The 17,064-nt window shown below is 70.4% G+C and carries 19 protein-coding genes; 8 read left to right on the top strand and 11 right to left on the bottom strand.

Features of this window, described 5'->3' with window-relative positions; all coding sequences use genetic code 11:
- Positions 1-36 precede the first annotated feature (36 nt).
- The 5 genes from HAV40_RS10935 to HAV40_RS10915 are packed head-to-tail and all read left to right on the top strand — an operon-like array spanning position 37 to position 3,190.
- Complete coding sequence (locus HAV40_RS10935; RefSeq protein WP_166380831.1) at positions 37-978, top strand: carbohydrate ABC transporter permease; 942 nt, start codon at positions 37-39, stop codon at positions 976-978.
- A complete protein-coding gene (locus HAV40_RS10930) occupies positions 975-1,829 on the top strand; it encodes a carbohydrate ABC transporter permease (RefSeq protein ID WP_166380830.1) in 855 nt (284 codons plus the stop codon). The genes HAV40_RS10935 and HAV40_RS10930 overlap by 4 nt, the downstream gene beginning before the upstream one ends.
- A 6-nt stretch (positions 1,830-1,835) precedes the next feature.
- On the top strand, positions 1,836-2,480 hold the full coding sequence (locus HAV40_RS10925; protein WP_166380829.1) for a DUF624 domain-containing protein: 645 nt from the start codon (positions 1,836-1,838) through the stop codon (positions 2,478-2,480).
- Positions 2,481-2,522: 42 nt separating this feature from the next.
- Entirely contained in the window at positions 2,523-2,804 is a 282-nt protein-coding gene (locus HAV40_RS10920) for a hypothetical protein (protein ID WP_166380828.1), read from the top strand.
- A complete protein-coding gene (locus HAV40_RS10915; protein ID WP_166380827.1) occupies positions 2,801-3,190 on the top strand; it encodes a hypothetical protein in 390 nt (129 codons plus the stop codon). Before HAV40_RS10920 ends, HAV40_RS10915 begins: the two co-directional genes overlap by 4 nt.
- Positions 3,191-3,216: 26 nt before the next feature.
- Here HAV40_RS10915 and HAV40_RS10910 read toward each other — a convergent pair whose 3' ends face one another.
- The 11 genes from HAV40_RS10910 to HAV40_RS10860 form a co-directional block, all read right to left on the bottom strand.
- Positions 3,217-3,882: a response regulator transcription factor gene (locus HAV40_RS10910; RefSeq protein WP_166380826.1), complete on the bottom strand. Its 666-nt coding sequence runs from the start codon at positions 3,880-3,882 to the stop codon at positions 3,217-3,219.
- Positions 3,870-5,192, bottom strand: coding sequence for a sensor histidine kinase (locus HAV40_RS10905; RefSeq protein ID WP_166380825.1), 1,323 nt, complete (start codon positions 5,190-5,192; stop codon positions 3,870-3,872). The genes HAV40_RS10910 and HAV40_RS10905 overlap by 13 nt, the downstream gene beginning before the upstream one ends.
- A 137-nt stretch (positions 5,193-5,329) precedes the next feature.
- A complete protein-coding gene (locus HAV40_RS10900) occupies positions 5,330-6,319 on the bottom strand; it encodes an NAD(P)-dependent alcohol dehydrogenase (protein WP_166380824.1) in 990 nt (329 codons plus the stop codon).
- A 240-nt stretch (positions 6,320-6,559) separates the two neighbouring features.
- Entirely contained in the window at positions 6,560-6,853 is a 294-nt protein-coding gene (locus HAV40_RS10895; protein WP_166380823.1) for a hypothetical protein, read from the bottom strand.
- 287 nt (positions 6,854-7,140) lie between these two features.
- The gene (locus HAV40_RS10890; RefSeq protein ID WP_166380822.1) at positions 7,141-7,836 is read right to left on the bottom strand and encodes a TetR/AcrR family transcriptional regulator C-terminal domain-containing protein; all 696 of its coding nucleotides are present in this window, start codon (positions 7,834-7,836) and stop codon (positions 7,141-7,143) included.
- 66 nt (positions 7,837-7,902) lie between these two features.
- Positions 7,903-8,988 carry a DNA alkylation repair protein gene (locus HAV40_RS10885; protein WP_166380821.1) on the bottom strand — a complete coding sequence of 362 codons (1,086 nt, stop codon included), beginning with the start codon at positions 8,986-8,988 and terminating at the stop codon, positions 7,903-7,905.
- 145 nt (positions 8,989-9,133) lie between these two features.
- Positions 9,134-9,568 (bottom strand): SRPBCC family protein, encoded by a 435-nt coding sequence (locus HAV40_RS10880; protein ID WP_166380820.1) that lies wholly within the window; start codon positions 9,566-9,568, stop codon positions 9,134-9,136.
- 147 nt (positions 9,569-9,715) lie between these two features.
- Positions 9,716-10,543, bottom strand: a complete 828-nt coding sequence (locus HAV40_RS10875; RefSeq protein ID WP_166381139.1) for a DUF72 domain-containing protein — start codon at positions 10,541-10,543, stop codon at positions 9,716-9,718.
- 29 nt (positions 10,544-10,572) lie between these two features.
- Entirely contained in the window at positions 10,573-11,448 is an 876-nt protein-coding gene (locus HAV40_RS10870) for an exodeoxyribonuclease III (RefSeq protein ID WP_166380819.1), read from the bottom strand.
- A gap of 78 nt (positions 11,449-11,526) precedes the next feature.
- A complete protein-coding gene (locus tag HAV40_RS10865; RefSeq protein ID WP_239086781.1) occupies positions 11,527-12,399 on the bottom strand; it encodes an alpha/beta hydrolase family protein in 873 nt (290 codons plus the stop codon).
- 178 nt (positions 12,400-12,577) lie between these two features.
- Positions 12,578-13,600 (bottom strand): LacI family DNA-binding transcriptional regulator, encoded by a 1,023-nt coding sequence (locus HAV40_RS10860; RefSeq protein ID WP_166380818.1) that lies wholly within the window; start codon positions 13,598-13,600, stop codon positions 12,578-12,580.
- A gap of 224 nt (positions 13,601-13,824) precedes the next feature.
- Between HAV40_RS10860 and HAV40_RS10855 the strand changes: the two genes are divergently transcribed.
- From HAV40_RS10855 to HAV40_RS10845, 3 genes are read left to right on the top strand one after another with little or no spacing between them, the layout of a single operon-like run.
- Entirely contained in the window at positions 13,825-14,751 is a 927-nt protein-coding gene (locus tag HAV40_RS10855; protein ID WP_166380817.1) for a carbohydrate ABC transporter permease, read from the top strand.
- Positions 14,752-15,627 carry a carbohydrate ABC transporter permease gene (locus HAV40_RS10850; RefSeq protein WP_166380816.1) on the top strand — a complete coding sequence of 292 codons (876 nt, stop codon included), beginning with the start codon at positions 14,752-14,754 and terminating at the stop codon, positions 15,625-15,627.
- A gap of 55 nt (positions 15,628-15,682) precedes the next feature.
- Positions 15,683-17,023, top strand: coding sequence for an ABC transporter substrate-binding protein (locus HAV40_RS10845; protein ID WP_166380815.1), 1,341 nt, complete (start codon positions 15,683-15,685; stop codon positions 17,021-17,023).
- The last annotated feature ends 41 nt before the right edge of the window (positions 17,024-17,064 follow it).

Genomic DNA, 17,064 nt, shown 5'->3' with positions numbered 1-17,064 from the left:
GACGGCCACCCGGCCGTCCCCGCCCGGGAGGACGAGATGGCAGACCTGCTCACCGCGGCACCGGCGACCGCGAAGCCCGCACCGTCGCCGCGGGCGCGCGACCGACGCCGCGCCCGGCGCAACACGCTCATCGGCTGGAGCTTCATCCTGCCGAACTTCCTCGGCTTCGCCGTGCTCACCCTCGTGCCGGTGATCGCCGCGTTCACCCTGTCGTTCATGGAGTGGGACTCCTACAACCCGCCCGAGTGGGTCGGCCTGGACAACTTCCAGCGGCTGCTCGACGACGAATCCACCAAGATCGCGCTGCGGAACACGGCCTTCTACGCCCTGGGTCACGTGCCGCTGACCATGCTCGCCGCACTCGGCCTCGCGCTGCTGCTCAACCGGAGGATCGCCGGGGTCGGCTTCTTCCGTGCCGCCGCGTTCTTCCCCTACATCACCTCGCTGGTCGCGGTCGCCATCGTCTGGAACATGCTGTTCAACCCCGAGTTCGGCCCGGTCAACCAGTTCCTGCAGTTCATCGGCGTCGACGACCCGCCCGGGTGGACCACCAGCACCACCTGGGCCATGCCCGCGGTCATCCTCACCAGCGTATGGCGCGACATGGGCTACTACATGGTGCTGTTCCTGGCCGGACTCCAGGCCATCCCGCACGAGCAGTACGAGGCCGCCACCGTCGACGGCGCGAGCACCTGGCAGCGCTTCCGCGCCGTCACCCTGCCCGGCCTGCGGCCGGTCACCTTCCTCGTGCTCATCCTGCTGACCGTGCAGAGCTTCAAGGTCTTCGACCTCATCGTCGTCATGACCGACGGCGGCCCCGGCCGCGCCACCCTCGTGCTGTCCCAGCAGATCTACCGCCGCGGCATCATCGAGGGCGAGTTCGGCTACGCCTCGGCGATCTCGCTCGTGCTGTTCATGCTCGTGCTGGTGTTCACCCTCGCCCAGTTCTGGTTCAACAACCGCCGGGAGCGCCGATGACCACCGCCGCATCCGAGCCCGCGCGCGGCGCGTTCGCGCTGGTCCGCCGGGTCGTTCTGTATGTCGTGCTGGGCCTGGCCGCGCTGGCGATCCTGGTGCCGTTCCTGTGGATGATCAGCGCGTCGCTCAAACGCAACAACGACGTGTTCACCATCCCGGTCCAGTGGATCCCGAAAGACTTCCAGTGGCACAACTTCGCCGACATCTGGTCGCGCGTGCCGCTGGCCACCTACCTGGGCAACACCGTGTTCCTCAGCCTGGTCATCACCCTGCTGCAGGTGCTGACCGGCAGCTTCGCCGCCTACGGGTTCGCCAAGGTGCGCTTCCGGGGCCGCGACGTGCTGTTCATGCTGTACATCGCGACCATCGCCGTGCCGTGGCAGGCGTACATGATCCCGCAGTACATCATGATGCAGAAGGCCGGGCTGACCGACACGTTCTGGTCACTGATCCTGCTGCAGGCCTTCGGCGCGTTCGGCGTCTTCCTGATGCGCCAGTACTACCTGACCATCCCCGACGAACTGTGCGAAGCCGCCCGCGTCGACGGCCTGTCCGAGTACGGCATCTGGGCCCGGATCATGCTGCCGCTGTCCAAACCGGCGCTGGCCAGCCTCGCCCTGCTGACCTTCGTCAACACCTGGAACGACTACATGGGCCCGTTCATCTACCTGACCAGCAACGACCTGTGGACGATCCAGCTCGGCCTGCGCTCGTTCGTCGGCCAGTTCGACGCCGACTACGCCATGATCATGACCGGGTCGGTGCTGTCCGTACTCCCCATCACGATCATCTTCCTGCTCGGCCAGCGCCACTTCATCCAGGGCATCGCCACCTCCGGCATGAAGGGATGACCTGACATGCGACTACTCGCCCGGCTGCCCTACGACACCGTCTTCAGCACCGTGTACGCCGGACTGAAGATCAACCTGTGCCTGCTCGCCGCCTGCCTGCCCCTGCTCGCGGCCCTCGCCGCCGGCGGCAGCCCACTGCACGCCTGGCCGTTCTACACCGCGCTGGCGGCACTGTGCGGACCGGCCGCAGCCGCCGCGTTCGCCGCGTTCGCGGCCCTGTCCGACGGCGAGCACCGGGTCGGTCGCGCCTTCTGGAACGCCTACCGCACCTCGTTCGGCCGGGCGCTCGCCGTCTCCGCCTGCGCGGCCGCCGCCGTGATCGTGCTGGCCGCCGACTTCCAGCTCGCCCTCGGCGGCCCGTTCGGCGCGGTGACCCCGCTGCTCGCCCTGCTCATCGCACTCGTGGCCGCCACCGCCACCGCGCTGCTGGCCGCCGACGCCCGCCTGCGGCGCACCACCGTGCTGGCCTGCGCCTACGTGTCGATCCGGTACTGGTATCTCAGCCTGGCCAACCTGGCGATCCTGGGCATCCTGGCCGCGGCAGTCGTCGCCAAACCCGCGATCGGCCTGTTCCTGCTGCCCGCCCCCGCCCTCTACGCGGTCTGGGCCAACGCCCGCCACCTCACCGCGAGGGTTGCCGACGCTCGATAGCTCAGGCTGTGTTGATCTGTGTTACGGGAGTACGATAATCGTATGAGCACCGAGCGTACCGGGACGGACCGTACCTCCGTCAGCCTGCCCGTCGACCTGGCAGAGTATGCCCGTAGCAAGGGCAACGCCTCGCAGTACATCGCTGGTCTTATCGAGCACGACAAGAAGAAGGCCGAGGAGACCGAGGCCCTGCACGCGATGTTCGAGCGGCACGGCTACACCGGGGACCATGCCGTCACCGCCGACGGCATCGCCAAGATGGGCGGGCGCCTGCGTGATCTCGAGGCGCGCCGTGCGGCAGCCCGTTTGCGGCGCGCTGCGTGAGGATCGGAGTCGTCCTCGACGCGAGCGCTGTGCTGGCGTATGCGCGGATGGACGCCATCGCGGTCGGCGAGCTGATCAGTTCCGCGTACGAGGGCGACGCCCGCACCGGGATTCCCGTGCTGGTGCTGCTCGACGCGTGCAGAGAGCTCTCTCCGAAGGAGTGGGACCTGGTGACCGAACTGACCTCGCGCGAGGATGGTCCTGTGGCGGTCATCGGCCTGGCCGCCCATCAGGTGCCCGGGGTGGCGGTCAACATGGACGGCCTGGACCACGCCGCAGCCCAAGCCGTCGCCGCTGTTCGGGACCTAGGTGCGACGCTGGCCACCTACACGCCGTCGGCGTATACCGCCTACCTCGACGACTACGACGTGCTCGCACTGTCCTGACCGCCTGCGCGAGGAACGGCACTACGTCAGGCAGGCGGGGTCGAGCGGAGGTAAGCGAGCACCGCCAGCACTCTGCGGTTGGTGTCGTCGTCCGGCGGAAGTCCGAGTTTGGCCAGGATGTTGCCGACGTGCTTGCCGACCGCCGCCTCGGTGACCGTCAGCCGCCTGGCTATCGCGGCGTTGGAGTGGCCCTCGGCGACCAGCGCCAGCACCTCCCGCTCGCGCGGGGACAGTTCGGCGACCGGGTCGTGGCGGCGGGCCAGCAGATGGCGTACGACATCGGGGTCGATGACCGTGCCGCCACCCACCACGGCCCGCAGCGCCCCGACGAACGCGGCGATGTCCACGACCCGGTCCTTGAGCAGGTAGCCGACCCGCCGCCCGTCGCCGCTGTCGAGCAGCCGCGCGGCGAACTCGGCCCGCACGTACTGGCTGAGCACGACCACGGCCCGGCCGGGGTCCGCCGCCCGTAACGCCAGCGCGGCCCGCAGGCCCTCGTCGGTGAAGCTCGGCGGCATCCGGATGTCGGTGATCACCAGGTCCGGGTCCTCGGCCGCGACCGCGTCGAGCAGCGCGGCGGCGTCACCGACCGCGGCGACCACCGCGAACCCGAACCGCTCCAGGACACCGGTCAGGCCCTCCCGCAGCAGCACCCCGTCCTCGGCCAGCACGACCCTGGTCAGCTCAGGCACGGCAGCTCCACACGCACGAGCGTAGGGCCCCCGGCCGGGCTGGACAGCAGCAACCGCCCGCCGACCGCCGCGACCCGGTCGGCCAGGCCGGTCAGGCCCGTGCCGCGCATCGGATCGGCCCCGCCCGCGCCCTCGTCGCGGACCTCGACGACCAGCAGGTCGCCGTGGCGGGCGAGCCGGATCGCCGCAGCCCCGGTGCGCGCATGCTTGGCGACGTTGCCCAGCGCCTCGGAGGCCACGAAGTACGCGGTGTTCTCGACCCGGGCCGGGTAGCGGTCGGCGACCTGCGGCGCGACGGTGACGGTGACGTCGAGGGGGCTGCGTTCGGCGAGATCGCGCAGCGCGGCGGGCAGGCCGAGATCGGCCAGCGTCTGCGGGCTGATGCCGTGCACGAGGTCGCGCAGCAGCACCATCAGATCCTTGGCCTCGGTCGTCGCCCGGTCCAGCGCCGCCGCGGCGGGGGTGTCGTCGGCCAGGTCCAGCCGGGCGACGCCGAGCTGCAGGGTCAGGCTGGTCAGCCGGTGCTGCGCGCCGTCGTGCAGGTCGCGTTCGATACGGCGGCGCTCGGCGTCGAACGCGTCGACCAGCCGCGTCCGCGAGCGGGCCACCTCCCGCAGCTCGGCCTGCCCGGTCCCGCCCAGCAGGGCGCGGGCGGTCGCGGCGTGCCCGGCCGCCAGCAGCCCCGTCAGATACGCCAGCACGGGCAGCAGGGCCAGGCCGAGCAGCGCGAACGGGATGGCCTGCGCGGGGGTGTCGGCCTGCCAGGGCCCCATGGTGATGGTGACGGGTCCGCCGTCGAGTTCACGGGGGACCAGCAGCGGGCTGATGATCAGCGTGCCGGTGATGAACGTCGCGAAGGCCAGTGTGCCGTAGACGACCGGTGCGACCGTGCCCAGCAGCACCAGGAACAGCAGTTCGCGCCACGACGCGGCATCGGCGTAGCGGGCACCGATCCAGGACGCGACGGAGTCGGCGCGCGGCACCGGTTCCAGCGGGCGCGGGTCGACGATGCCCAGCCGGCGGCGCTCGACCGCCGCGAACGGGGCTGCCAGCAGGGTGCCGAACGCCGCCAGCGTGAACGTGGCGAGCCCGGCGAGCGACAGCAGCGTCGGGCCGTGCAGTCCCGCGCCGGTGAGCTTGACGATCGCGGCCGTCCCGACCACCGTGACCGGCGTCAGCAGCAGCGCGGCGATGCCGACCACCGGCAGGGCGGTCAGGACGGAGAACAGGGCACGCCAGGGCCACTCCGAGATCAGGTAGCGGCGTGAGGTGATGGCGGCGAGGAGGAAATGTGGCTGCTCAGCGGGCATGTGCTCACGCTAGCCAGCGAGGTCGGCCCGGCCCAGCCGCCCAAGGGGCCGAACCGGGGTAGGGCTAGGCATACCCGGCTCGGCTGCGGCGCTGCCGCCGGCGGCGCTTCTGCGTTGCGGACGGCGTGCCCCGCGTTTCAATCGACAGTGACCACCACCTTGCCGCGGGCGCGTCCGGCCTCGACGTAGCGCATCGCCTCGGGCAGCTCGGTGAACGGGTAACGGCGGTCGATGACCGGCGTGACCGCTCCGCTGTCGAACAGCGCGGTCAGCTCCGCCAGCCCGGCGGCGTTCGCGGGGCTGATCGGGGTGGCGGTGATGACCACGGACTGGGAGGCGAAGCGGCCCATCGCGGTGGCGGCGATCATGTGGTCGACCGGGCGGACCCACCGTCCGGCGTCGCCGCCGACGACGACGTACGTGCCGGTCGGGTTCAGCGTGCGCCGCGCGGCCCGCACCGACGGGCTTCCGGCGATGTCGAGCAGGGCGTCGAAGCCGCGGGCGACACGGGTGAAGTCCTGCGTCGTGTAGTCGATGGCCTCGGTCGCGCCGAGCGACCGGACCAGTTCCACGTTGCGGGTGCTGCACACCGCGGCGACCTGCGCGCCCGCGGCTCGGGCCAGTTGCACGGCGAACGTGCCGACCCCGCCGGAGGCCCCGTTGACGAGGACCTTCTGCCCTGCTCGGACCTTGGCGTCGTCGCGGATCGCGACGAGCGCGGTCAGCGCGGCCATCGGCACCGTCGCGGCCTGCTCGAAGGACAGGCTCTGCGGCTTGGGTGCGAGGTGGTCCTCGCGGACGATCGCGTACTGCCCGAAGCTGCCGTGTTTCACCAGTGCGTATACGGCGTCGCCGGTCTGGAACCGGGTGACCCCGGAGCCGACCGCGGCCACCTCACCCGCGAGGTCGCAGCCCTGGATCGCCACGTTCGGTCGGCGCTTGCCGAACCCGCCGCCCATGAACCGCGCGGCGATCGGCTCGCCACGCATGTGGTGCCAGTCGTAGGGGTTGATCGAGGTCGCGCGGACCCGGACGAGGACCTCACCGGCCCCCGGCGTGGGCTGCTCGACGTCGCTGAGCCGCAGGTTCGCGGGCGATCCGTAGGAGTGGAGCAGGTATGCCCTCATCGGTCTCTCCTGTCCTTACGTTGTAAGTCTTACGTTGTAAGGTAGCGGGCTGATGCAAGACGGTCAATGGCGGGCCTCGTGTGGCAGGCCACGCGCGTCCACCCGAACGGCGATGTCCGGCTTGTTCCTTCCACTCACGCGAGACGCCCCGGCCCGTCAAAGGAGGGCCGGGGCGTCTTCAGGTCAGAGCGGTGTCCCGGCGATCAGCTCGGAAGACTCACCTGACGGCTGGCGGACCCGTCAGCAGAGGGCCACGCCGTCGTACGACCCGATCGACCACCGGTAGGTGAACTCGTAGCCCGCCTGCAGCGTCACGCAGCTGCTGTCCGGGCCCCAGGCGACGATGACCCGCACCTTCTGGGTCGTCGAGCAGTCGTTCTGCACCAGCGCCGACTGGGTCGCCGGCGGTCCGAAGACCTCCACGCAGCTGGGCGCCCAGGCCGCGTGTGCGGCGCTCGCGGGCAGCACCACACCCGCGAAGGCCAGGCCGAGCCCACCCGCCACCGCTGCCAGTTTCCTCGAACGAAGCTTCATCTGCATCCTCCCTGGATGACAGCCGGGCCGAACCGGCCCGGCGTTCCTGCCGACCTGGCGTCGCGGCATCACCCGCACCGCCAGTGACTCGACGGTATGCAGCCGTGGTGGAGGGCAAGCGGAATCGGAGCCGTCTCCTTCAGCGCTCCAAATAAGACACGAAACAGCCGCGCCACCTGCGTCTGGCCGGTCCGGGCCGGGAGGCCTGCCCGGCAGTTCCCGGCAGAATCAACCGGCAGAATCGACCGCCGCGCAGTGGCGGCCGACCCGGTGGACACCGATTGCGGTCAACGCCGGCGGTCGAGGCCTTCGAGCAGCAGATCCAGCCCGAACTCGAACTCCGACTGGTCGTCGCACCAGCCCACCGTCGAGTCGGGATCGTCGTGCATGACCTCGGCCAGCATGCCGACCAGATGAGGTAGCCGGGCCGCCATCGCCGCCATCACCGGATCGGGCTCGCCGGTGGCCGGTCGGTCGCCGGGGCTGAACAGTTCCTGGCTGAATCCCATCGCCCGGCTGCCCAGCGCGTGCATCGCATGATGGGCCAGGTCGTTGGAGAATCCGCCGTCGCGCATGATGCCGACCAGCCCGTCGAAGTACAGCAGCACCGCAGGGCTGGTCGTCGACCGCGACTCGAACAGTGCCGGAGCCCACTTGTGCCGCAGCAGCACCTGCCGGGCGGTGAGGATGCGCTCCCGTGCCGCGGCTTTCCACGCCGCGCCGTGGGTCGGCAGCGTGATCCGGCCGACGGCCTCGTTGATCTCGGCCGCGATGACGTCGACGACGCCGTCGAGGACCTGATCCTTGTTGGCCACGTGGTGGTAGAGCGACATCGCTTCGGCCCCGAGGTTCTCGGCCAGGCGGCGCATCGTCACGGCGGCGATACCGGCCTCGTCGGCGATCTCGACCGCCGCCCGCAGCACGCGGTCCCGGCTCAACGCCGGGCGCGACGCGGTGCGCCTACCTCGGGTGACCAACGACATCAGGCCCTTCACTCGCAGGCCATCGTACAGTGGCGGCGGTGGGCGTCCGGCCGCGTGAACACCGGGTCAGTGGCCGTCGCGTAGCACGATGTCCGCGCCCGCCAGCACCCGGCCGTTGACCTGGATGTCGACGCGGTGCGGTCCCGGATACAGCTGACGGATGCTGACATGCTGGAACGTGTGGCGGCGGGTGACCTGGCGGGGCAGTCCCGGTTCCAGGGTCGCGGTGGTCAGCTTGAACACCTTGGGCGCGCGGGCCCCCCGCGCACCGGCGTAATGCACGACGTAGTCGACGGCGGCCCGCACGTCGCTGTCCGCGGTGAGCGTGAACGCGATGGTGACCTGCCCGCCGATCGCCAGCGTGTCCGGCGTGACACTGAGGTCGGTCACGGTCACGTCGACCCCGTGGTCGAAGCCGAGCAGCCCCAGCGCCTCCGGGTGGCCCTGCTTGATCAGTGAACGCAGCGCGTGCCGGACCACCCAGGCGGTGCCTTCGCCGCCGCTCGCGGACCAGCGGCGGGCCGTGGCCAGGGCGACGTCCGGGTGGTCCTTGGTGATGTCGTTGAGGTGGTTGGCGACCGAGCGACGTACGTACGGCTCGGGGTCGTCGTGCAGGCGGTCCAGCAGCGGGAGGGTGACCTGCGGGTCGGCCAGCGTAGGCACGCGCGACGCCCACGGCAGCCGGGGCCGGGAGCCTTCCGAGGCCAGGCGACGCAGGTGCTGGTCGGGGTCGGCGGCCCACTGGTGGAGCTGGGCGAGGGTGCGTTCGGGGTGCCTGGCGAGGTAGGGCCTGATCGCGAACTCGGCCGTGGCGTGCGGGGTCAGCGCGGCGAGCGCGGCCAGGGCGTCGTCGGGATGCTCCAGGCCGTGCACGGCGATGTAGTCGGTGGCGGGCCAGCCGCTCCACATGTCCAGCGGCGTCGCGGCGACGGCCTCGCGCAGCACCTGCGCGGCGTGCGGGAACGACTGCGGCAGGAACGTGGCGAGCTGCGCCGACACCGCCGATACGCGCTGTTTGAGCGCGAGCGGCTCCAGCCCCCGGCGCGCGGCGGTCACGAAGTCCGCGCTCGGGAAGGCGGGGTGCACGCGGGCGACGGCCGTGGCGAGCCGGGTGATGCTCGCATCGTTGACGTGGTCCTTCAGATCGGCCATGACGGTTGCGGTCGCCCTTCGTACGGTCCGGCGGCGTGGGTCGAGCCGGTGGAACCAGTAGACCGCAGGCCTCTGACATGCTCGAACTCGGTCGCGGGTGGGGCACCGGGGTCGACCTGAGACCCGGTCAGGCCGTGAAGTGCGGTCAACGCGGCGCGAAGCGGGCGGCGAGGCGGTCGAGGGAGCGGGTGATCGCGCGGCGGTTGCGGCGCGGGAACCAGCTGAGGCTGATCAGCAGCGGCACGCGCGCGGTCGACCAGTCGAACTCCTCGGTGACCAGGGTGGTTCCGTCGGCGTGCGGATCCAGCCGCCAGCGCCAGCGGTGGCCGTTGAAGTGCCGCCACGCGATCAGGCGGCCCTGTTCGAACTCGACGACGGTGTTGAGGATGCGGTAGCCCGCTCCCATGCGCATGTCCATGCCGAACTTCATGCCCAGGGCCAGCCGGCGCGGCGTGCCCCGAGCGGCCAGCACCGACCCGGACCCGTCGATGAGCGGGTGCTGGGCGGGGTCGGTGAGTAGCTCGAAGATCTCCTCCGCCGACGCGGAGACGACCCTGCTCTGGCTGATGAGACGGCGCATCCGCGAACCTTACCGGGGACGCCCGTTGCGAAGATCGCTGGTTCGGGCCAGAAGCCGAGGTCTGAGCCTAGGTTCTGACCAGAAACGGCGATCTTCGTCGCGTTGCGGCGGTCTGCCGTGTCGGAGGATGACCGGCGCTGCGCGGGGTCAGAACAGGGTCAGGGGTTCGGTCGACAGGGGCTGGGGGAGCGGTGGCAGGTCGGGGACGTGGGCGCGGACCTCGTCGTGGAAGCGGCGGGCGAGGTCGGGGGCGTCGGCGTTGTCGGGGGTGTGGAGGAAGAAGGTCGGCGAGCGGCCCTCGCGCAGCCAGCCGGTGACCGTGGCGACCCAGGGCTGCCAGCCTTCGACGGTGGCGGCGGTGTCGTCGCGGCCCAGGTAGCGCACGATGGGACGGTCGGTCAGTGCGCGGGAGCGGTGCGGCATGCGTGGCTTCTTGGCCCAGGCTTCGCGTTCGGCGTCGCTGGTCGGCGGGGACCGGAAGAACGCGACCGTGTCGAACGGCACCCATTCGGCGTCGGCTGCGGCGAGCAGGTCTTCGAGCTGGCGGGCGGCGCGGTCGTCGTCGAAGAACGCGCGGTGGCGGACCTCGACGGCGTAGCGGTGCTCGGCGGGCAGGCGGTGCAGGAACGCGGCCAGGGTCGGCACGTCGGCGGGGGTGAACGAGCCGGGTAGCTGCAGCCATACCGCGTGGGTCCGGGGGCCCAGGGGTTCGATGGCGTGCAGGAAGGCGCGCAGTTCGGCGTCTGCGCCGACGAGGCGGCGCTCGTGGGTGATCAGCTTGGGCAGTTTGACCACGAACCGGAAGTCGGGGTCGGTCTGCCGCGCCCAGGACTCGACGGTGGTCCGGGCGGGGGTCGCGTAGAAGGTGGTGTTGCCCTCGACCGCGTCGCACCATCCGGCGTACGCCCGCAGGCGCTGTTCGGCGGTGGCCGGATGCGGCAGGTAGCGGCCCTGCCAGGATTTGAGGCTCCACATCGCGCAGCCCACGTGCAGGCGCGGGGCGTTCACTTGTCGTCCGGTGCGGCCTGGGGCAGCCGGGCCTTGGTGCGGCGGGTCGCCGGGGCGGACGGGGGTGGTACGACGGGGCCGATGTCGCCGTCGGGGGCCTCGTCGAGGTCGACGATGACCGGGGCGTGGTCGCTGGGGCCGGTGCCCTTGCGGGCGTGCCGGTCGACCCAGGCGGCCTTGACCCGCGCGGCGACCGGCGCACCGGCCAGCACCAGGTCGATGCGCATGCCGAGGTCCTGGTGGAACATGCCCGCGCGGTAGTCCCAGTAGGAGAAGACGCGTTTGTCGGGCCAGTGCTCGCGGACGACGTCGTGCAGCCCGGCGGCCTGCAGGTCGGCCAGTGCGGCCCGTTCGGGGGCGGTGACGTGGGTGTGACCGGCGAACGCGGCGGGGTCGAACACGTCGGCGTCGGCTGGTGCGATGTTGATGTCACCGGCGACGATCACGGCGTCGGATCCGGCGGTGACGGTGTCGCGCAGCGCGGCGAGCCAGGTGAGTTTGTACTGGTAGTGGTCGGAGTCGGGGGTGCGGCCGTTGGGCACGTACACCGAGTGGACGCGGATGCCGCCGCAGGTCGCCGATACCGCCCGTGCTTCGGGGTGGGGGAAGCCGGGTCCGCCGGGCAGGCCGGTCACGACGTCGTCGAGCCCGACGCGGGACAGGATCGCGACCCCGTTCCAGCGGGACTCGCCGTGTGCGGCGTATTCGTAGCCGCGGTCGGCCAGTTCCCCGGCCAGCAGTTCGGTGAAGGCGGCGTCGGCGAGTTTGGTCTCCTGCAGGCAGACCACGTCGGGTCGCCGCTGGTCGAGCCAGGGCAGCAGCCGGGGCAGCCGCTGCTTGACGGAGTTCACGTTCCACGTCGTCACCCGCATTCGATCCACGATATACGGGGCGCGGACGCGCGGAGGCGCGGCGGGGGATCAGCCCCGCCGCGCGTCCGTGGAGGTGTTTCAGCAGGCGTTGGTGCGGAAGTCCGAGACCGCCGTGCCGCCGTAGCCGCAGGTGAACGGGGTGAAGCGGGCGTCCTGGTTGAGCCAGCGCTTGAACCAGGAGACCAGGGCGCGCGAGGTGGTCGCGTTGGTGGTCTGCGGGAAGAAGTGGCTGGCGCCGTTCAGTTCGACGTAGCTCTTGGAGCCGCCGAGGGAGTTGTAGAACGGGATGGAGTGCGAGCTGACACCGGCGACGGTGTCGCTCTCGCCGCCGATGATCTGGACGGGCTCGTTGACGTTGTTCCAGGTCTTGTCGGAGTTCCACGGCGCGAGCGGCACACCGGCCTTGACGTTGCCGGTGGTGTCGGCCGCGAGGGCCTCCAGGGTGCCGCCGCCGCCCATGGAGTGGCCGGCGACGCCGCGGCGGCTGCCGTCGGCGCGGGAGGTGATGGCGCTGGGGGCCGAGTTCACGGCCCAGTTGAGGGCGGCCAGCAGCTGGCTGCCGCGGCTGGCGGGCTGGTCGTAGACGCTGTTGGTCTCGATGCCGACGACGACGAAGCCCCACGAGGCCAGGCGCGGGCCGATCCAGCTGATGCTGGACCAGCGGGCGGTGAAGCCGGGGGACACGGCCACGACCGGGTAGCGCCCGGCGGTGCTCGGGTAGTACGCCACGCCGCCGCCGAAGCCGGTGACGAGGCTGGAGATGTTGTACGTCGAGACGGAGAAGCTGCCGTTGCCGGTGATGTTGGACGACGTCGGCGCCTGTCCGATCTCGTCGGCGTACGCGGGGGTGCCGGTGCCCAGGGCGGTTCCGGCGGCCAGCGCGGTGGCCACGAACGTGGTGGCGATCAGGCGGGTGAGCCGGCGGCGGGGGGACGAGATGGTTTGCTGCACTGTTCCACTCCTGACGGTGAGGAACCAGGCGCCCAGCAGCGGTGCTGCGGGGGACGGGCGGCTGGTCGATCGAGCAGTGGAGTCAGTTTCATCGATGTTAACGGAACGGGCATCGGCAGAATCACCGGTCGAACCGGTGGCAGCCCGGCGTTGGGGCTAAAGCGGGTGATGGGCGCAATTACCGGTCGGCGGGCGGCGGGGCGGTGCTGTCGCGTACCACCAGCCGGGTCGGCACGAGCGCGGTGCCGTGTGCGGTCTCGCCGCGCTCGATCTGGCGCAGGATGCCGTCCACACAGCGGCGGCCGACCTCGGCGAAGTCCTGGTGCACGGTGGTCAGCGGCGGGATGAAGGAGCCCGCGTCGGGGATGTCGTCGAAGCCGACGACGCTGACGTCGGCGGGCACGGCGCGGCCCCGTTCGTGCAGGGCGCGCAGCACGCCCAGCGCCATCTGGTCGTTGGAGACGAACACGGCCGTGCAGCCGGGTTCGTCGGCCAGGGCGAGCCCGGCGCGGTAGCCCGAGGCGGCCGACCAGTCGCCGTGCAGTGCCGGGGGTGCCTGACGGCCGGCGGCGGTGAGGGTGTCGCGCCAGGCCTGGGCACGCCGCTGGCTGGCGAAGGACTCCTCGGGCCCGGTGACGTGCCACACCGTGCGGTGGCCCAGTTCCAGCAGGTGCGCCACCGCCTGGCGGGCGCCGTCGGCCTGGTCGGTGTCGACCACGGTGTACCGGTCGCCGGCGTCGGAGTCGACGACCACGACCTGGACGTTCGGCGGCAGGGTGACCGTCGCCGCGTCGAGCAGGTGCACTTCCATGATCACGATGACGCCGTCGACGGCGAGCTCGCCGAGGCGGGTGAACGCGCCGAGCACGCTGTCCTGGGTGGGCATGGCGACAGGAATGAGCGTGATGGCATATCCCTGCAGCGCCGCATGGTCGGCGATGGCTTCCAGGGTGCGGCTGTTGCCGGTGCTGGACAGGGTGAACAGGATCACGCCGATGGTGCGGAACTGGCCGCTCTTGAGTGCGCGCGCGGCGCTGTTGGGGCGGTAGTCGAGCTCTTTCATCGCCGCGAGCACCTGCTGGCGGGTGCTGCCGACGACGCTGGAGTGGCCGTTGGCCACGCGGGAGACGGTCTGGGAGGACACGCCGGCGAGCCGGGCCACGTCGGCCATCGACACGCGGGCCGCCTTCGGCCGGCTCATCCGTGCTCCTTCGGGAGTGCTCCGGGTAACGAATCCGAAACCGGTTCTTGACGTCTGTTCGGCGTCGGTGACACTATCACCGAGCTGATGTTTACGTAAACATTACGTAGCGTTATCGAGCGATCTCATTTTGTGCAGATGTGGACGCCTGTGACGTGAGCGCTATGTTTGCGTAAACATCTGGCCTGACCAGCCATTCTTGAGATCTGTCGGAAGGAGGAGACATGACGGTGCTTGCCCCTCCGACCATCACACGCACCGGCCAGACCGCTCCCAGACCGGCGCGCCGCCGCCGCTCCTGGACCGGCTGGGCGTTCGTCGGCCCGTTCATGACGGTGTTCGCGTTCGTCTTCGTCGCACCCATCGCCTACGCGATCTACCTGAGCGTGTTCCGGACCCGGCTGATCGGCGGCACGAGCTTCGTCGGGCTGGAGAACTACCAGCAGGTCTTCACCGACCCGCAGTTCTGGTCGGCGACCTGGCGGGTGACGCTGTTCCTGCTCGTACAGGTGCCGATCATGCTGATCCTGGCGCTGCTGATCGCCCTGGCCATCGACAGCGGCCGGCTGTACGGCAAAGCCTTCTTCCGGGTCGCGGTGTTCATGCCCTACGCCGTGCCCGCCGTGGTCGCCACGCTCATGTGGGGCTTCATGTACGGCTCCCGCTTCGGCCTGGTCGGCAACATCAACGACACGTTCGGCATCTCACTGCCCGACCCGCTGTCCCCGGACCTGGTGCTGGCCTCCATCGGCAACATCGTCACCTGGGAGTTCGTCGGCTACAACATGCTGATCTTCTACAGCGCGCTGCAGGTCGTGCCGAAGTCGCTGTACGAGGCCGCCGAACTCGACGGCGCGAGCCAGTTCCAGGTCATCAGGGCGATCAAGCTCCCGGCGATCCGGGGCGCGCTGCTCATCGCCACGATCTTCTCGATCATCGGCAGCTTCCAGCTGTTCAACGAGCCCAGCATCCTGCAGAGTCTCGCGCCCAACGCGATCACCACGTACTTCACCCCGAACATGTACGCGTACTCGCTGTCGTTCTCCGGCCAGCAGTACAACTACTCCGCGACCGTCGCCATCGTCATGGGCATCCTCACCATGATCGTCGCCTACGCCGTCCAGCTGCGTGGCACGCGGAAGGACAGGTAGATGACGAGCCCCCGCCGCTCGCTGCGCGCCAAGCAGACCAGACGCAGCCCGCTGCTGACCGCGCTCACCGCGCTCATGCTGATCTACAGCCTGGTGCCGCTGGTATGGCTGGTCATCAACGCCAGCAAGACCCAGGAAGGCCTGTTCACCTCGTTCGGGCTGTGGTTCGACGGCGACTTCGCGTTGTTGCGCAACATCCACGACACGCTCACCTACGACAACGGCGTGTTCGTCCGGTGGCTGCTCAACACCCTGCTCTACGTCGTGCTGGGCGCGGGCGGCGCGACCGCGCTGGCCACCCTGGGCGGCTACGCCCTGGCGAAGTTCGACTTCCCCGGCAAACGCGGCGTGTTCGCCGTCGTCATCGGCGCGGTCGCGGTCCCTGGAACCGCCCTGGCCGTGCCGACCTTCCTGATGTTCTCCAAGCTCGGGCTCACCAACACGCCCTGGGCCGTGATCATCCCGTCGCTGATCTCGCCGTTCGGGCTCTACCTCATGTGGACCTTCGCGGCCAGCGCCATCCCCGGCGAACTGCTGGAAGCCGCCCGCGTCGACGGCGCGGGCGAGCTGCGCACCTTCGTACGCATCTGCATGCCGCTGCTGGCCCCCGGCATCGTCACCGTCGCGCTGTTCACCATGGTCGCCACGTGGAACAACTACTTCCTGCCGCTGATCATGCTCAAGGACCCGGACTGGTACCCGCTGACCCTGGGCCTCAACGCGTGGAACGACCAGGCCGCCACCGCCGGCGGGCAGGCCATCTTCCACCTGGTCATCACCGGCTCGCTGCTGACCATCCTGCCGCTGCTGGCCGCGTTCCTGTTCCTGCAGCGCTACTGGCAGTCCGGCCTGGCCGCCGGCGGCGTCAAGGACTGACCCACCGACCTCACCGCTCACGCAAGGCGCAACACCCCCGTTTGAGAGGACACCGATGTTCACCAACCGACGCGCGTTCCTGCGCACAGCGGCGCTCGCCACGGCCGCGATCACCACCGCGGCCCTGGCCGCCTGCGGCTCCGACGACAGCGGCGACACCACCACCCCGGTCTCGGCAGACCAGGTGCAGGCCGCGCTCGACAAGGGCGGCTCGATCACCGTCTGGGCCTGGGAGCCGACCCTCAAGCAGGCCGTCGCCGCGTTCGAGGCCAAGTACCCCAAGGTCAAGGTGAACCTGGTCAACGCCGGCACCGGCAACGACCAGTACACCGCGCTGCAGAACGCCGTCGCCGCCGGTTCGGGCGTGCCCGACGTCGCGCAGATCGAGTACTACGCCCTGCCCCAGTTCGCCCTCGGCAAGTCGCTGACCGACCTGACCGCGTTCGGCGCGGGCGAGCTCGACGGCACCTTCACCCCCGGCCCGTGGTCGTCGGTCAAGACCGGCGGCGGCACCTTCGGCCTGCCGATGGACTCCGGCCCGATGGCGCTGTTCTACAACAAGGAGGTCTTCGACAAGCACAAGATCGAAGTGCCGACCACCTGGGACGAGTACGCCGCCGCGGCCAAGAAGCTGCACGCCGCCGACCCGAAGGCCTACATCACCAACGACACCGGTGACGCGGGCTTCACCACCAGCCTCATCTGGCAGGCCGGCGGTAAGCCGTTCGCCGTCGACGGCACCAACGTGAAGATCAACCTGGCCGACGAGGGCTCGGCCAAGTTCGCCGGCACCTGGCAGAAGCTGCTCAGCGACAAGCTCGTCGCACCCGTCGGCTCGTGGAGCGACGGCTGGTACAAGGGCCTGGGCGACGGCAGCATCGCCACCCTGGTCATCGGCGCGTGGATGCCCGCCAACCTGGAGTCCGGCGTGCCCGGTGCCAAGGGCAAGTGGCGTGTCGCGCCCATGCCGCAGTGGACCGCCGGGGCCAGCGCCGCGGCCGAGAACGGCGGCAGCTCGCTGGCGATCCCGAAGGCCGGCCCGAACAACGCCCTCGCCTACGCGTTCCTCAAGTACGCCACCGCCGGTGAGGGCGTGAAGATCCGCGTCGACAACGGGGCGTTCCCGGCCACCACCGCCGAGCTGAAGTCCGCCGAGTTCCTGGGCAAGGAGTTCGGCTACTTCGGCGGGCAGAAGGCCAACGAGATCTTCGCCAAGTCGGCCGCCGACGTCGTTCCCGGCTGGTCGTACCTGCCCTTCCAGGTGTACGCCAACAGCATCTTCAACGACACCGTCGGACAGGCGTACGTGACGGACAAGCCGCTGACCGACGGGCTCAAGGCCTGGCAGGACGCGTCCGCCAAGTACGGCAAGGACCAGGGTTTCACGGTCGGCTGACCGTGGCCCGCGCCGCGGACGGGACACGACCCCGCCCGCGA

The sequence above is a fragment of the Catellatospora methionotrophica genome (genome assembly GCF_011297335.1).
GTDB classification, from domain to species: Bacteria; Actinomycetota; Actinomycetes; order Mycobacteriales; family Micromonosporaceae; genus Catellatospora; species Catellatospora methionotrophica.
The sequence above is the reverse complement of the archived record's forward strand: the minus strand, read 5'-3'. Positions and strand labels throughout refer to the sequence as shown.

What these genes read in the sequence shown, in the direction of transcription:
- HAV40_RS10935 (WP_166380831.1), top strand. Translation starts at nt 37, where the DNA reads ATGGCAGACCTGCTCACCGCGGCACCGGCGACCGCGAAGCCCGCACCG.
- HAV40_RS10930 (WP_166380830.1), top strand. Translation starts at nt 975, where the DNA reads ATGACCACCGCCGCATCCGAGCCCGCGCGCGGCGCGTTCGCGCTGGTC.
- HAV40_RS10925 (WP_166380829.1), top strand. Translation starts at nt 1,836, where the DNA reads ATGCGACTACTCGCCCGGCTGCCCTACGACACCGTCTTCAGCACCGTG.
- HAV40_RS10920 (WP_166380828.1), top strand. Translation starts at nt 2,523, where the DNA reads ATGAGCACCGAGCGTACCGGGACGGACCGTACCTCCGTCAGCCTGCCC.
- HAV40_RS10905 (WP_166380825.1), bottom strand. Translation starts at nt 5,192, where the DNA reads ATGCCCGCTGAGCAGCCACATTTCCTCCTCGCCGCCATCACCTCACGC.
- HAV40_RS10900 (WP_166380824.1), bottom strand. Translation starts at nt 6,319, where the DNA reads ATGAGGGCATACCTGCTCCACTCCTACGGATCGCCCGCGAACCTGCGG.
- HAV40_RS10895 (WP_166380823.1), bottom strand. Translation starts at nt 6,853, where the DNA reads ATGAAGCTTCGTTCGAGGAAACTGGCAGCGGTGGCGGGTGGGCTCGGC.
- HAV40_RS10890 (WP_166380822.1), bottom strand. Translation starts at nt 7,836, where the DNA reads ATGTCGTTGGTCACCCGAGGTAGGCGCACCGCGTCGCGCCCGGCGTTG.
- HAV40_RS10885 (WP_166380821.1), bottom strand. Translation starts at nt 8,988, where the DNA reads ATGGCCGATCTGAAGGACCACGTCAACGATGCGAGCATCACCCGGCTC.
- HAV40_RS10880 (WP_166380820.1), bottom strand. Translation starts at nt 9,568, where the DNA reads ATGCGCCGTCTCATCAGCCAGAGCAGGGTCGTCTCCGCGTCGGCGGAG.
- HAV40_RS10875 (WP_166381139.1), bottom strand. Translation starts at nt 10,543, where the DNA reads ATGTGGAGCCTCAAATCCTGGCAGGGCCGCTACCTGCCGCATCCGGCC.
- HAV40_RS10870 (WP_166380819.1), bottom strand. Translation starts at nt 11,448, where the DNA reads ATGCGGGTGACGACGTGGAACGTGAACTCCGTCAAGCAGCGGCTGCCC.
- HAV40_RS10860 (WP_166380818.1), bottom strand. Translation starts at nt 13,600, where the DNA reads ATGAGCCGGCCGAAGGCGGCCCGCGTGTCGATGGCCGACGTGGCCCGG.
- HAV40_RS10855 (WP_166380817.1), top strand. Translation starts at nt 13,825, where the DNA reads ATGACGGTGCTTGCCCCTCCGACCATCACACGCACCGGCCAGACCGCT.
- HAV40_RS10850 (WP_166380816.1), top strand. Translation starts at nt 14,752, where the DNA reads ATGACGAGCCCCCGCCGCTCGCTGCGCGCCAAGCAGACCAGACGCAGC.
- HAV40_RS10845 (WP_166380815.1), top strand. Translation starts at nt 15,683, where the DNA reads ATGTTCACCAACCGACGCGCGTTCCTGCGCACAGCGGCGCTCGCCACG.